A 14041-nucleotide genomic window follows, 5' to 3' on the forward strand; every position below is an offset into this window, starting at 1 on the left:
CTGTCCGGGGCCGGAAGCCCTAGCCGACCAAGTTGTCGGCCAGGCTGTCGGCCAGGTCTTCCGTCAGGTTCGACTCGGTTCCGGGAATGCCCAGGTCACTGGCGCGCTTGTCGGCCATCGCCAGCAGCCGGCGGATCCGCCCGGCCACCGCGTCCTTGGTCAGCGGCGGGTCAGCTAGCGCCCCCAGCTCCTCCAGCGACGCCTGCTTGTGCTCCATCCGCAGCCGGCCGGCCGCGGCGAGGTGCTCGGGCACCTCCTCGGCGAGGATCTCCAGGGCCCGCTGGACCCGTGCGCCCGCGGCCACGGCGGCCCGCGCCGAGCGGCGCAGGTTCGCGTCGTCGAAGTTGGCGAGCCGGTTCGCGGTGGCCCGCACCTCACGCCGCATCCGCCGCTCCTCCCAGGCGAGGACCGACTCGTGCGCGCCCAGCCTGGTCAGCAGGGCCCCGATCGCGTCCCCGTCCCGGACGACCACCCGGTCCACCCCGCGCACCTCACGGGCCTTCGCCGCGATCTGGAGGCGGCGGGCCGCCCCGACCAGGGCGAGCGCGGCCTCGGGTCCCGGGCAGGTGACCTCCAACGAGGAGGAACGGCCCGGCTCGGTGAGCGAGCCGTGCGCGAGGAACGCCCCGCGCCAGGCCGCCTCCGCATCGCAGGTGGCCCCCGAGACCACCTGCGGCGGCAGCCCCCGGATGGGACGGCCCCGGCCGTCCACCAGACCCGTCTGACGCGCGAGCTGGTCGCCGCCCGCCACCACGCGGACCACGAAGCGGGAACCGCGGCGCAGACCGCCGGGAGCCATCACGATCAGTTCGGAACTGTGGCCGAAGATCTCCAGGATGTCCCGCTTCAGACGGCGGGCCGCGATCCCCGTGTCCAGCTCCGCCTCGATCACGATGCGTCCGCTGACCAGGTGCAGCCCGCCCGCGAACCGCAGGATCGACGAGACCTCCGCCTTTCTGCAGCAGGTCCGGGTGACGGGGAGCCGGGAGATCTCGTCCTTCACCGCTGCCGTCATCGCCATGGGCCGATCCTTCCATGCATCCGAAAAATACGGTCGTACGCGGCGGCCAACAGCTCCGGATCATGCCTCGGGCTGCCGTCGGTCCGGGCCACCGGGGCCAGCTCGACCGCGGCACCGAACCCCAGTGCGGCTTCGGCGAGTGACTCGCGGTCGGGCACGGCCGCCTCGTCGGCGAGCACCACGTCCAGGGCGAGTTTAGGGGCGTGTCGTCCCAAAACCTCCAAATGACGTTGCGGAGAGAAGCCCTCGGTTTCGCCGGGTTGCGGAGCGATGTTCAGGGCGAGCACCCGGCGGGCCTTGGTCTCGGTGAGCGCGTCCCGCAACTCGGGAACCAGCAGGTGGGGGATGACCGAGGAGAACCAGGAGCCGGGCCCCAGCACCACCCAGTCGGCGTCCAGGACGGCTCCCACCGCCTCCGGCACGGCCGGCGGGTCGTTGGGGACCAGGTGGACCGACTGGACCTCACCGGGGGTGAGGGCCACGGTGGCCTGTCCGCGGACCGTGTCCACATCGTCGGGACGCTCCGGGTCATGGCCCCTGACCAGGGCTTCCAGCTCCAGCGGCACCGCCGACATGGGCAGCACCCGACCGTGCGCGCCCAGCAGTTTGCCGACCAGGTCCAGGGCGAGCACGTGGTCGCCGAGCTGCTCCCACAGCGCCACGATCAGCAGGTTGCCGACGGCGTGGCCGTGCATCTCGCCGGCCGAGTGGAAACGGTGCTGGATGACCCGGGCCCAGGTCTGGCCCCAGTCGTCGTCACCGCAGAGCGCTGCCAGGGCTTTGCGCAGGTCACCGGGGGGTAGCACGCCCAGTTCAGCGCGCAGCCGCCCACTGGAACCGCCGTCGTCGGCGACGGTGACGACGGCGGTCAGATCGCCGGTGATGCGGCGCAGACCGGCCAGCGATGCGGACAGTCCCATGCCCCCGCCGAGGGCGACCACCTTGGGCTGCGCACCGCGCCGACGGACCCGTACCGGCTTTTCACCCGGACGGAGGGGGGTGGAACGGCCGGCGCGGCGCAGCCGGAGTGAACGCGCGGTCATTCGCGACCCATGTCCCGGTGCACGACGACGGTCTCGACGCCCTCGGCCGCCAACCGCGCGGCGAGCTTCTCCGACATCGCGACGGAACGGTGCTTGCCGCCGGTACAGCCGACGGCGATGGTGACGTACCGCTTGCCCTCGCGGCGGTACCCCGCAGCGATCAGCCGGAGCAGTTCGGCGTACCGGTCGAGGAACTCCTTGGCCCCGGGCTGGTTGAAGACGTAGGCCGCCACCTCCTCGTTGAGCCCGCTGAAGGGACGCAGCTCGGGCACCCAGTGCGGGTTGGGCAGGAAGCGCATGTCCACGACGAGGTCGGCGTCGACCGGCAGCCCGTACTTGAACCCGAACGACATGACCGTGGCCCGCAGTTCCGGCTCCTCCTCGCCCGCGAACTGGGCGTCCATCTTGGCCCGCAGTTCGTGGACGTTGAGACTGGAGGTGTCGATCACCAGGTCGGCGTCGCCGCGCAGCTCGCGCAGGAGTTCGCGTTCGGCGGCGATGCCGTCGACGATCCGGCCGTCGCCCTGGAGCGGGTGCGGGCGGCGCACCCCTTCGAAGCGGCGGACCAGGGCGTCGTCGGAGGACTCCAGGAAGACGATGCGCCGGGTGACGTGCTTGGCCTCCAGGTCGGCGAGGGACTCGCGGAGGTTGTCGAAGAAGCGGCGGCCCCGGACGTCCACGACGACCGCGATCCGGGCGACGTTGCCCTGGGAGCGGGCGCCCAGCTCGACCATGGTCGGGATCAGGGCGGGCGGCAGGTTGTCGACCACGAACCAGCCGAGGTCCTCCAGGCACTTCGCGGCGGTGGAACGACCCGCCCCGGACATCCCGGAGATGATCACCAGTTCGGGGATGGCCGCCTCGGGGACTCCCGCGGCATCGATCGTCATGCCCGCACCCGCCTGTGCTCCGTCGCTGTCCGGTTCCGTATGTGCACCGTGTCCGTCCTCGTCCCGTGCGGTGGCCCCGACCGGGGTGTCCGGCCCGGCCGCGGCGCCCGTATCGCGCGTGTCGTGCGCGTCGTGTGCATCCTGGTTCGTCATGGTTCCTGCCCCCGTCGGTTCTCCGAGGTGCCCGCGGATACGGGCTCCTCGTCTTCAATGATCTCTCCGGTCGCCGTGTTCACGGCGGGTGCGGCCGGTGCCGCCCTGGCGAAGGCGGCAGCGATGGACTCGGCCGTCTTGCGACCTATGCCGGGCACCTCGCAGATCTCGTCGATTGTCGCGGACCGGAGCCTCTTGACCGAACCGAAGTGCTTGATGAGGGCTTGCTTGCGGGTCTCCCCCAGACCGGAGACGTCGTCGAGGGGGCTCGCCCGGAAACGTTTGGCGCGTTTGGCCCGCTGGTAGGTGATCGCGAAGCGGTGGGCCTCGTCCCTGACCCGTTGGAGCAGGTACAGGCCCTCGCTGGTGCGCGGCAGCACCAGCGGGTCGTCCTCACCCGGCACCCACACCTCTTCGAGGCGCTTGGCCAGCCCGCACACGGCGATGTCGTCGATGCCCAGCTCGTCCAGGGCCCGCTGGGCGGCGTTGACCTGGGGCTGTCCGCCGTCGACCACGACGAGCTGCGGCGGATAGGCGAACCGCCGGGGCCGGCCGTTGTCGTCGGTCGGACCGGTCGGGGTGTCGGGCGTGCCGTCCGCGCGCAGCACGTCGGGCGCGGCTGCCTCCGGGGTGGCCGGGACGGCCGGGGTGCCCGCTGCACCCTGCGCGTCGGCCGTCGGGCCTTCGGCGAGCGCCTCGGGGGGGTCGGATTCCGCGGTGGCCCACTCGCCCGTGCGCTCCTTCTCGGCGAGGTAGCGCTTGAAGCGGCGGGTGATCACCTCGTGCATCGAGCGGACGTCGTCCTGCCCCTGGCCGTGCCAGAGCTGGGTGTCACCGGCGCGGCCCTTGATCTGGAACCGGCGGTACTCGCTCTTGCGGGCGAGCCCGTCCTCGAAGACGACCATGGACGCGACCACGTCGTCGCCCTGGAGGTGGGAGACGTCGTAACACTCGATCCGCAGCGGGGCGCTGTCCAGTTCGAGGGCGGCGGCGATCTCCTCCAGGGCCCGGGAGCGCGTGGTGAGGTCGGAGGCGCGCTTCGTCTTGTGCAGGACGAGGGACTGCTGGGCGTTGCGGGCGACGGTCTCCATCAGCGCCTTCTTGTCGCCGCGCTGGGGCACCCGCAGGGACACGCCGGCGCCGCGGCGACCGGTCAACCACTCCTGGACGGGCTCGGCCGGCTCCGGTAGCGCGGGGACCAGCACCTCCTTGGGCACCGCGTCGCCGCTCTCCTCGCCGTAGAGCTGCTGGAGGGCGTGCTCCACCAGGTCACCCGTGGTGACGGCCTCGACCTTGTCGGTGATCCAACCCCGCTGACCGCGCACCCGACCGCCGCGCACGTGGAAGATCTGCACGGCCGCTTCCAGCTCGTCCTCGGCGAGGGCGATCAGATCGGCGTCGGTGGCGTCGGCGAGCACCACGGCGCTCTTCTCCATCGCCGTGCGCAGCGCCTGGACGTCGTCGCGCAGCCGGGCGGCCCGCTCGTACTCCATCTCCTCGGCCGCTTCCTGCATCCGCTCTTCCAGCCGGCGGATGTAGGTACCGGTGCGTCCGGCCATGAAGTCGCAGAACTCGTCCGCGAGTTCGCGGTGCTCCTCGGGGGTGACCCGGCCGACGCAGGGCGCGGAGCACTTGCCGATGTAGCCGAGGAGGCAGGGGCGGCCGGTGCGGGCGGCGTTCTTGAAGACGCCCGCCGAACAGGTCCGCACGGGGAAGACCCGCAACAACAGGTCGACCGTGTCGCGGATGGCCCAGGCGTGCCCGTAGGGGCCGAAGTAGCGCACGCCCTTGCGTTTGTGGCCGCGCATCACCTGGACCCGGGGGAACTCCTCGTTCATCGTGACCGCGAGGTACGGGTAGCTCTTGTCGTCGCGGTACTTGACGTTGAACCGGGGGTCGAACTCCTTGATCCAGGAGTACTCCAGCTGGAGCGCCTCGACCTCCGTGGACACGACGGTCCACTCCACGGAGGCGGCCGTGGTGACCATCGTGCGGGTGCGCGGGTGCATGCCCGCGACGTCCTGGAAGTAGTTCGCGAGCCGCTGGCGCAGGCTCTTCGCCTTGCCGACGTAGATCACCCGGCGGTGTTCGTCCCGGAACTTGTAGACCCCCGGCGAGTCGGGGATCTGTCCCGGCTTGGGGCGGTAGCTGGAGGGGTCTGCCATGTCTCACACCCTACTGGCGGGCACTGACGATCGTGCCGCGGACCAGGGCGGTCGACGGGTGCGCGGGCCGGGCGCGACACGGGGTCGTCCGTGCCGCGCCCGGCTGCCCCGGGCCCGAAGGCCCGACCCGGTGCCCTCGCGGGGTGAGTGGTCCCGTGAGGGCACCGGGGGTCGGGGGCGCGGTGCCCCGGACGGCGAGCGCCCGGAGCGGACCCGGGGCCGCACGGCGGTGCGGCCCCGGGTGGTTCAGCCGCCCGGGTGCCCGGCCCAGCGGCGCAGGGCGGTGCCGGCCCACAGCAGCAGGGCGAGCAGGCCCACTCCGGCCGCGCCGGCGCCGACCGCGACCGGCACGCTCAGGGCGCCGTCCGGCTCGGCCGCCCGGGTCGCGGGCGTGTCGTGGGCGGCCGGTCCGTGCGCCCGTTCGGCGCCCCGGGCGGCCTCGGCCGGCCCGTACCCGCCCGCCTTGCCGGACTTCGCGTAGCCCGAACCGCGCAGCTTGTCGCCGTAGGCGCTCCGCACGTGCTTGCGGTACTCGGCGAGGGTCGCGCCGTCGGCGCCCACCGCACGGCGCGCCTCCCCGTCCAGGGGCACCACGCGTGCACCCCGCTGGACGTACCAGGCACCGATCTGGGGCTCCTGGAAGACGGTTCCGCCGGGCAGCTTCCGCTCGCCCAGGGCCGCGTACCGGGTCTCGTCGTCACCGGTCGCGATGTTCACGACCTGCCAGCGGCCCTCGTGCCGGGCCGTCCACAGGGAGGCGGTGCGGCCGTCCGGGGCGACCGCCCGGCTGGCGTGGAACACCGGGACGGCGACCGCGGCGCCGGGCTTGCCCGCGACGAAGTCGGGGGACAGGTGGTGCACCGGCACCGCACCGTCCTCGACGCGCGGTTCACCGGTGGCGGACGCCCGTGCGTCGGCGGCGCCGGGCGGACGGGTCTGGCCGCCGTCCTGGGCGAAGAACCGGGTGAGGGTGTCGAGCGTGCCGGCGCTGGTGGCCGCCTTGTCGGCCGCCGCGCTGGCCGCCGGGTCGGTGGCCGGGGGTGCGTCGGCGGTGGCCGCGGGGGCGGCCAGGACGGTCAACAGGGCCGCCGCGCTGAGGGTGAGCGCGGCACGGGGCAGGGTCCGGGCGGCGCTCTGGTGTCGTGTGGTGGATCGCACCGGTCTCACGCCCCGATCCGGTAGAGGGAGTGGGTCCAGCTGAAGGTGGAGTTGTTGACGTACCAGTTGTGGGAGGCCCAGCTGTAGCGCTGGCTGCTCGGCCAGGGGTCACCCCAGTAGACCCAGCTGCCCGAGTCGTCGTAGCCGTACAGGACGTGCATGTGGCCGCCGCCGGACGACCACTGGATGCGGGTCTCCACGGGCCGGTTGGCGTTGATCTCGGTCTGGAGCGCCGGGTAGCGCAGCCAGCCGTTGATGTACGAGCCGGGGTTGACGCCCGTCCAGCGCAGCCCGGTCTGCACATCGCCCAGGGTGGCCTGGGAGTTGGGGCACTGGGAGCTCTGCGAGCGGCCGAAGGCGGCGTTGCAGAACTGGTTCTGTGAGTACGAGCGGCCGTACCAGGCGGCGATCGTGTTGCCGGCGGCGGCCCAGCACCAGTTGGACTTCTGCTGGGCCTGCATGGTGATGTCCAGCCGCTTGGTGGCGAGGGCGGAGACGTCACCGGGGGCGGCCCGGCCGTCGGTGGCCGCCGCGGCAGTGGTCGGCGTGGTGGGCGGCGCCGCCTGGGCGACGGGCGCCGTGAGTGCCGCCAGGGCCGCGGCGGCGACGGTCACCGCGAGCAGCGCTGACCGCCGCGGTGGGGTGGTGTGAGGGTTTCTCTTGCGCATCGCGTTCCTCCCACTGGGGGGATGGGTGAGCGGAGGAGCGCGTCCGGACGCTGGGGTTGAGCATCAGGTGTTGTCCAGTGCAGGTCAACACGCTTCAATGCGGGGGCACACGGGTCCGTGAACGGGGGCGCACCCGTGTGAACGCGTCGGGGAGGACGGCCAGGTCAGCCCCGGCACCGGTACCGGCGACCGGTCGGGCCGTTGTGGACATTCACAGAAGGGCCCCTGGATGCGGCACGGCACACCTCCGGCACAGGCTCCGGCCGAGGACCTCGAAACGGTGTTGAAGGCAGGCCCCTTCCACACCGCCCTGCGGGCCGCGATCGCCGCGCGCAGCCTCTCCCTCCAGCGGGTGCAGCACCATCTGGCCCGGCTCGGCGTGCACGTCGGGGTGACGAGTCTGAGCTACTGGCAACAGGGCGCCCGGCGCCCGCAGCGCGCGGAGTCGCTCCGGGCGGTCCGTGCCCTGGAGGAGGTCCTGCACCTGCCCGAGGAGTCCCTGATCCGGCTCCTCGCCCATCCCGAGGGCACCAAGGGCTCCGGGCGCCCCGCAGCGCGCACCTACCGTTCCCTGGTGGAGGCCTCGGACGTGCTGGAACAGCTCCTCGGGGAGTTGGAGTCGCCGCTCGACGGCGGACTGCACACCGTCGGGCACCACGAGCGGGTGCACATCGGCACCCGCCGCGAACTGTTGGGCCGCGAGTCGCACCAGATCGTGCGCGCGCACAAGGACGGGGTCGACCGGTACGTGGCCATCCACCACGGTGACCCCGGCTGCGCCCCCGACCGGGTCGTCGTCCGGGCGTTGGAGAACTGCCGGACCGGCCGGGTGCGTTGGCACGGCGGGACCGGGGTGCTGGTGGCGGAGTTCCTGTTCGACACCGTGCTGCGGGGAGGTGACACCCATCTGTTCCGCTACGCCTTCGAGGACGGTACGGCGGGCACCTCGCAGGAGTACGTGCGCGGCTTCAGCTTCGCCGGGGGGCAGTACCTGCTCCAGGTGAGCTTCGCGGAGGAGGCGCTGCCGGTGCGCTGCCACCGGTTCGCCCAGAACTCCGCGGCGGCACCGCGCTGCGGGCGCCGGGAGCTGTTGCTGAGCGGGCGCCACCGTTCGGTGCACTTCGTGGAACCGCAGGTGCGGGCGGGACTGTTGGGGATCACCTGGGACTGGGGCTGACCGGGGCACGGCCGGCCGTGCCCCGGCCCGGGGTGCTCAGGCCGGGGTGCTCAGGCCGGGGTGCTCAGGCGTCGGCGGGGCCGGCGACCAGTCGGCCGCCCTCGACCCGGACGGGTACCTCGGGCAGCGGCACGGTCGCGGGGCGTTCCAGCACCTCGCCCGTGGTGGCGTCGAAGCGGCTGCCGTGGCAGGAGCAGATCAGGGTCGTCCCCTCCAGCTTGTTCATGGGGCAACCGGCGTGGGTGCACACGCTGCCGAAGGCGGTGAGACCGCCGTCCTCGGCCCGGGTGACGACCACCTTCTGCTCCTTGAACAGCTTGGTGGTGCCCTTCGCCACCTCGCCCTCGGGCCCCAGTTCCACCGGGGCCGTGGGGGTCGCGCTGGCGGCCCGGGGGTTCCCCTCGGTGGAGCAGCCGGCGAGACCGAGTCCGACCACCGGAACGGCGGCGGCCCCTTGGAGCAGGGTGCGGCGGCTCGGAGTCGAGTGGGCAGACATGACGTCTCCATGTGTTCGTGCAGGTCAACGGAGTCCGGCTGGCCCGGGGGCCGCTGACGACCCTACCGGCCGCGGCCGGGGCGACCGGGCAGGGGTGGCACGGACGCCGTGGCCGGGGGCGGTAGGACTCCGTGGCCGGGCAGCAGGGGGTGGCCGTGGCGGCGTGGTAAGGGGGGCGTGGCGGCGCGGGAGGGGCGCCCGACCGTCCGCGTACGCTGCGGTGCGGGACGCGCCGCGGTCCCGTGGCCGCCCCTCGGTCGACCGACCCGGCCGGCCCCCGACGGACGGCCCCCGGGGCCCGACCGGAACCGTAGAAGGGACCCGTACGTGATCGTCGTCGCCGGAGAGGCCCTGATCGACCTGGTGCCGGAGCGGGAGGGGCCGCTGGCCCCGCTGAGCCCCCGGCCCGGCGGCGGCCCGTACAACACCGCGGTGGCCCTGGGGCGGCTCGGCTCCCCCACCGCGTTCCTGTCCCGGCTGAGCACCGACGGCTACGGTCAGGCCCTGCTCGACGGGTTGCGCGGGGCGGACGTGGACGTGTCGCACGTCCAGCGGGGGCCGGAGCCGACGACGCTGGCCCTGGCCACGGTGGGCACGGACGGTTCCGCCGGGTACGCGTTCTACGTGGACGGCACCGCCGACCGGCTCTTCACCGCACCCGCGGGGCTGCCCGAAGGGACGCGGGCGGTGTCCTTCGGCACCTGCTCGCTCGTCCTGGAGCCGGGGGCCAGCGCCTACGAGGAGTTGCTGCACGGGTGCGCCGGTCCGGGCGTCCTGACCGTCCTGGACCCGAACGTCCGCCCCGCCCTCGTCCCGGACGCCGAGGCCCACCGGGCGCGGTTCCGGTCCTGGCTGCCCTCCGTGGACCTGCTGAAACTCTCGGTCGAGGACGCGCAGTGGCTGGGCGGCACCCCGCGGCAGTGGTTGGCCGCGGGCCCCGCGGCGGTGGTGCTGACCCGGGGGGCGGCCGGGCTGTCCGTGTACACCCGGGGGGCCGGCGAACTCGCGGTTCCTGCCGTACCGGTGCGGGTGGTCGACACGATCGGCGCGGGCGACACCGTCACCGCGGCGCTGCTCCACCGGCTGAGCGCGCACGACGCGCTGTCCGCCGCGGCGCTGGCCGCGCTGCCCCGGCCCGTCTGGACGGACGTCCTGGACTTCGCGGCCCGGGCGGCGGCGGCCACCTGCGCCCACCGGGGCGCCCGGTCCCCGCGGGCCTGCGAACTGGCCTCCTGAACGCCTCGGGGTCCGCACCGGCACGGTGGGGACCCCGAGGGACGGTTCGCTGCCCGCCTACGCCTTGCCGGCCCGGGTGCTCCGGGGCGACGCGGCCTTCTTGGTCGCCGCTGACTTGCTCGCGGCGGTCTTGCTGGTCGCCGTCTTGGTCGCGGCCTTCTTCGTCGCGGCCCTCTTGGTCGCGGCCGTCTTGCTCTGGGTGGTCTTGGCGGTGGTGGTCTTGGCCGCCGTCTTGCGCTTGCGCGCCGGGGGGACCGCTGCGGCACCGACCCGGTCGGCACCCAGGATGTCCTGGAGGAACTTGCCGGTGTGGCTGGTCGGGACCGCCGCGATCTCCTCGGGCGTGCCCTCGGCGACGACCAGACCGCCGCCGTTGCCGCCCTCGGGGCCCATGTCCACGACCCAGTCCGCCGTCTTGATCACATCGAGGTTGTGCTCGATCACGATCACCGTGTTGCCCTTGTCCACCAGCCCGGACAGCACCGTGATCAGCTTGCTGATGTCCTCGAAGTGCAGGCCCGTGGTCGGCTCGTCCAGGACGTAGACCGTGCGGCCCGTGGAGCGCTTCTGCAACTCGCTCGCGAGCTTCACCCGCTGGGCCTCGCCGCCCGAGAGCGTCGGCGCGGGCTGTCCGAGGCGGACGTACCCGAGCCCCACCTCGTGCAGGGTCTTGAGGTGGCGGGCGATGCCGGGGACCGCCTCGAAGAAGTCGAGCGCCTCCTCGATCGGCATGTCCAGCACCTCGGCGATGGACTTGCCCTTGTAGTGGACGTCGAGCGTCTCCCGGTTGTAGCGGGCGCCGTGGCAGACCTCGCAGGGGACGTAGACGTCCGGCAGGAAGTTCATCTCGATCTTGATGGTGCCGTCGCCGGAGCAGTTCTCGCAGCGCCCGCCCTTGACGTTGAACGAGAACCGGCCCGGGAGGTAGCCCCGCACCTTCGCCTCGGTGGTCTCGGCGAACAGCTTGCGCACGTGGTCGAAGACGCCGGTGTAGGTCGCCGGGTTGGACCGGGGGGTGCGACCGATCGGCGACTGGTCGACGTGGACCACCTTGTCGACGAGGTCGTCGCCGTCCACCCGGGTGTGGCGTCCGGGCACGCTCCGGGCGCCGTTCAGCTCGCGCGCCAGGTGGGTGTAGAGGATGTCGTTGACCAGGGTCGACTTGCCGGAACCGGAGACCCCGGTGACGGCGGTGAGGACGCCCAGCGGGAAGGACACGTCGATGTCCCGCAGGTTGTTCTCACGGGCGCCGTGCACGGTGAGCCGTCGGGAGGGGTCCAGGGGACGGCGGATCTCGGGCAGCGGGATGGACCGCTGCCCGGAGAGGTACGCACCGGTGATCGACTCCTCGTTGGCCAGCAGTTCGGCCATGGTGCCGCTGTGGACCACCTCGCCGCCGTGCTCGCCCGCGCCGGGGCCGATGTCGACGACCCAGTCGGCGACCTTGATCGTGTCCTCGTCGTGCTCCACCACGATCAGGGTGTTGCCCATGTCGCGCAGCCGGACCAGGGTCTCGATCAGCCGGTGGTTGTCCCGCTGGTGGAGGCCGATCGACGGCTCGTCCAGGACGTACAGCACGCCCACCAGGCCCGAGCCGATCTGGGTGGCCAGCCGGATGCGCTGGGCCTCGCCGCCGGACAGGGTGCCCGCCGCGCGGTTCAGCGACAGGTAGTCGAGGCCGACGTCCACCAGGAACCGCAGCCGCTCGTTGACCTCCTTGAGCACGCGCTCGGCGATCTTCTTGTCGCGCGCGTTCAGCTTCAGCCGGCCCAGGAAGTCCGCGCAATCGCTGATCGACATGGCGGCGACCTCGGCGATCGACTTCTCCATCACCGTGACGGCCAGCACGATCGGCTTCAGCCGGGTGCCCTCGCAGGTGGGGCAGGGCACCTCGCGCATGTAGCCCTCGAAGCGCTCACGGCTGGTGTCGCTCTCGGCCTCGCTGTGCCGCCGCTTGACGAACTGCACGGCGCCCTCGAAGGCGGTCGTGTAGACCCGCTCGCGGCCGTAGCGGTTGCGGTAGCGGACCTCGATCTGGGTGCGGTGGCCGTGCAGGAGGGCCTTCTTGGCCCGCTGCGGCAGCCCTGCCCAGGGGATGTCCGTCCTAAAGCCCAGGGCGTCCGCGAGGGCGCCGATCAACCGGCTGAAGTAGTCCTTGGTGGCGCCGTGGGACCAGGGGTGGATCGCCCCCTCGTCCAGGGACTTGTCCTCGTCCGGGACGATCAGCTCCGGGTCGACCTCCATGCGGGTGCCGATGCCCGTGCAGTCCGGGCAGGCGCCGAACGGCGAGTTGAACGAGAAGGAGCGCGGCTCCAGCTCCTCGAACGAGAGGTCGTCGTAGGGGCAGTAGAGGTGCTCCGAGTACATGCGCTCGCGCTCGGGGTCGTCCTCGGGGAGGTCCACGAAGTCGAGGACGACCATGCCGCCGGACAGGCCGAGCGCGGTCTCCACGGAGTCGGTCAGCCGCCGCTTGGCGCTGTCCTTCACGGTGAGGCGGTCGACGACCACCTCGATGGTGTGCTTCTCCTGCTTCTTCAGCGCGGGCGGCTCCGAGAGCTGGATCGTCTCGCCGTCAACCCGGGCGCGGCTGTAGCCCTTGGTCTGGAGGTCGGCGAAGAGGTCCACGAACTCGCCCTTGCGCTCGCGCACCAGCGGCGACAGCACCTGGAAGCGGCTGCCCTCGGGCAGTTCCAGGACCTTGTCCACGATGGCCTGCGGCGACTGCCGGGAGATGGGACGGCCGCACTCGGGGCAGTGCGGCTTGCCGATCCTGGCGAACAGCAGCCGCAGGTAGTCGTAGACCTCGGTGATCGTGCCGACGGTGGAGCGCGGGTTGCGCGAGGTGGACTTCTGGTCGATGGAGACGGCCGGGGACAGGCCCTCGATGAAGTCGACGTCGGGCTTGTCCATCTGGCCGAGGAACTGCCGGGCGTACGAGGACAGCGACTCCACGTAACGCCGCTGCCCCTCGGCGAAGATCGTGTCGAAGGCGAGCGACGACTTGCCCGACCCGGACAGCCCCGTGAAGACGATGAGCGAGTCACGCGGCAGGTCGAGCGAGACGTTCTTCAGATTGTGCTCGCGGGCACCACGGACGATGAGACGGTCGGCCACGCCGGTCCGCACCTTTCTTGAGTGGAACTACAGGGGCGGGGCCCCCGTCCTCCCGGACTGTGAGGGGCCGCCGTCAGCGATGGGCGGTTCTGCTGGGCGGGACGTCTGGAACACGGTCCCGACTATCAAGCATGCACGATGCCGAGTCCGACCTTATAGCACGTGCATTCGATTTCCGTCTGTGGGACGCCGCCTTCACCCGAACGTGTGGCGGGGCTATCGTCGTGGGCATGAATGATCATGTACGCGATCTGACAGCTGTACGTGACGCGACCGAACGGCTCCTCGGCGCGGTCGCCCCCATGGACAACGCCTCGCTCGCCGGACCGTCACGGCTGCCGGGCTGGACGCGGGGCCACCTCCTCGCCCACCTGGCCCGCAATGCCGACGCCCTCGTGAACGTCCTCGCCGGTCACCCCATGTACAGCAGTGCCGACGCACGGAACAACGACATCGAACGCGACGCCCACCGTGACCTGGACACCCAGGCCAAGGACGTCCGTGAGAGCGCGGAACGCCTGTGGACGGCCGCCCAGATCCCGGCGGACTGGTCCCGCACGGTGGAACTGCGGGGCGGGGTCCGGGACACGGCGTCGCGCATCCCCTTCCGTCGTCTGGTGGAGGTCGAGCTCCATCACGTCGACCTGGACGTCGGTTACGAGTTGGAGGACCTGTCCCCCACGTTCGTCCAGCAGGAGATCCTCTTCCTGGCGGAGCGGTTCCGCGGTCTGGACGGGGTTCCCGCCGTACTGATCCGGCAGGACGACGGACGGGTGGTCCCCACCGGGAGCCACGGCGGGACCCCGCTCACCGTCACCGGCCGTCAGCCCGACCTCCTCGGCTGGCTCGCCGGACGCCGCGACGGGTCGACGCTCACCGCCACCGGAGGCCCGCTGCCCGCCCTGCCGCCCCTGTGACGC

Annotated in this window: 11 protein-coding genes; 3 read left to right on the forward strand and 8 right to left on the reverse strand. The window is 72.3% G+C overall.

From position 1 onward, the window contains the following. Nucleotides 1-19: 19 nt before the first annotated feature. From whiA to ACFV88_RS03065, 6 genes are all read right to left on the reverse strand, one after another. Nucleotides 20-1021, reverse strand: a complete 1002-nt coding sequence (gene whiA / locus ACFV88_RS03040; protein ID WP_385485364.1) for a DNA-binding protein WhiA — start codon at nucleotides 1019-1021, stop codon at nucleotides 20-22. Continuing rightward, nucleotides 1012-2064 carry a uridine diphosphate-N-acetylglucosamine-binding protein YvcK gene (yvcK, locus tag ACFV88_RS03045; RefSeq protein ID WP_385485366.1) on the reverse strand — a complete coding sequence of 351 codons (1053 nt, stop codon included), beginning with the start codon at nucleotides 2062-2064 and terminating at the stop codon, nucleotides 1012-1014. Before yvcK ends, whiA begins: the two co-directional genes overlap by 10 nt. Continuing rightward, complete coding sequence (gene rapZ, locus ACFV88_RS03050; protein ID WP_385485998.1) at nucleotides 2061-2954, reverse strand: RNase adapter RapZ; 894 nt, start codon at nucleotides 2952-2954, stop codon at nucleotides 2061-2063. Before rapZ ends, yvcK begins: the two co-directional genes overlap by 4 nt. Nucleotides 2955-3103: 149 nt before the next feature. Continuing rightward, the gene (gene uvrC / locus ACFV88_RS03055; RefSeq protein ID WP_385485369.1) at nucleotides 3104-5272 is read right to left on the reverse strand and encodes an excinuclease ABC subunit UvrC; all 2169 of its coding nucleotides are present in this window, start codon (nucleotides 5270-5272) and stop codon (nucleotides 3104-3106) included. Nucleotides 5273-5518: 246 nt separating this feature from the next. Then, nucleotides 5519-6430: a hypothetical protein gene (locus ACFV88_RS03060; RefSeq protein ID WP_385486000.1), complete on the reverse strand. Its 912-nt coding sequence runs from the start codon at nucleotides 6428-6430 to the stop codon at nucleotides 5519-5521. Between the two features lie 5 nt (nucleotides 6431-6435). Continuing rightward, nucleotides 6436-7098 carry a papain-like cysteine protease family protein gene (locus ACFV88_RS03065; protein WP_385485371.1) on the reverse strand — a complete coding sequence of 221 codons (663 nt, stop codon included), beginning with the start codon at nucleotides 7096-7098 and terminating at the stop codon, nucleotides 6436-6438. A 229-nt stretch (nucleotides 7099-7327) separates the two neighbouring features. On the opposite strand from ACFV88_RS03065, the gene ACFV88_RS03070 reads away from it, so the two are divergent. Continuing rightward, nucleotides 7328-8275 (forward strand): hypothetical protein, encoded by a 948-nt coding sequence (locus ACFV88_RS03070; RefSeq protein WP_385485373.1) that lies wholly within the window; start codon nucleotides 7328-7330, stop codon nucleotides 8273-8275. A gap of 64 nt (nucleotides 8276-8339) precedes the next feature. On the opposite strand, the gene ACFV88_RS03075 is transcribed toward ACFV88_RS03070, so the two are convergent. Beyond that, complete coding sequence (locus ACFV88_RS03075; RefSeq protein ID WP_385485375.1) at nucleotides 8340-8771, reverse strand: Rieske 2Fe-2S domain-containing protein; 432 nt, start codon at nucleotides 8769-8771, stop codon at nucleotides 8340-8342. 327 nt (nucleotides 8772-9098) lie between these two features. Here ACFV88_RS03075 and ACFV88_RS03080 point away from each other — a divergent pair, with 327 nt between their 5' ends. Continuing rightward, nucleotides 9099-10007, forward strand: a complete 909-nt coding sequence (locus tag ACFV88_RS03080) for a carbohydrate kinase (protein WP_385485377.1) — start codon at nucleotides 9099-9101, stop codon at nucleotides 10005-10007. 57 nt (nucleotides 10008-10064) lie between these two features. Here the strand turns inward: ACFV88_RS03080 and uvrA are convergent, their stop codons facing one another. Further along, complete coding sequence (gene uvrA / locus ACFV88_RS03085) at nucleotides 10065-13121, reverse strand: excinuclease ABC subunit UvrA (RefSeq protein WP_385485380.1); 3057 nt, start codon at nucleotides 13119-13121, stop codon at nucleotides 10065-10067. A 230-nt stretch (nucleotides 13122-13351) separates the two neighbouring features. Between uvrA and ACFV88_RS03090 the strand changes: the two genes are divergently transcribed. Further along, nucleotides 13352-14038, forward strand: coding sequence for a maleylpyruvate isomerase family mycothiol-dependent enzyme (locus ACFV88_RS03090; protein WP_385485382.1), 687 nt, complete (start codon nucleotides 13352-13354; stop codon nucleotides 14036-14038). Nucleotides 14039-14041 lie beyond the last annotated feature (3 nt).

Origin of the sequence: Streptomyces sp. NPDC059816 (genome assembly GCF_042732055.1) — a bacterium.
GTDB lineage: Bacteria > Actinomycetota > Actinomycetes > Streptomycetales > Streptomycetaceae > Streptomyces.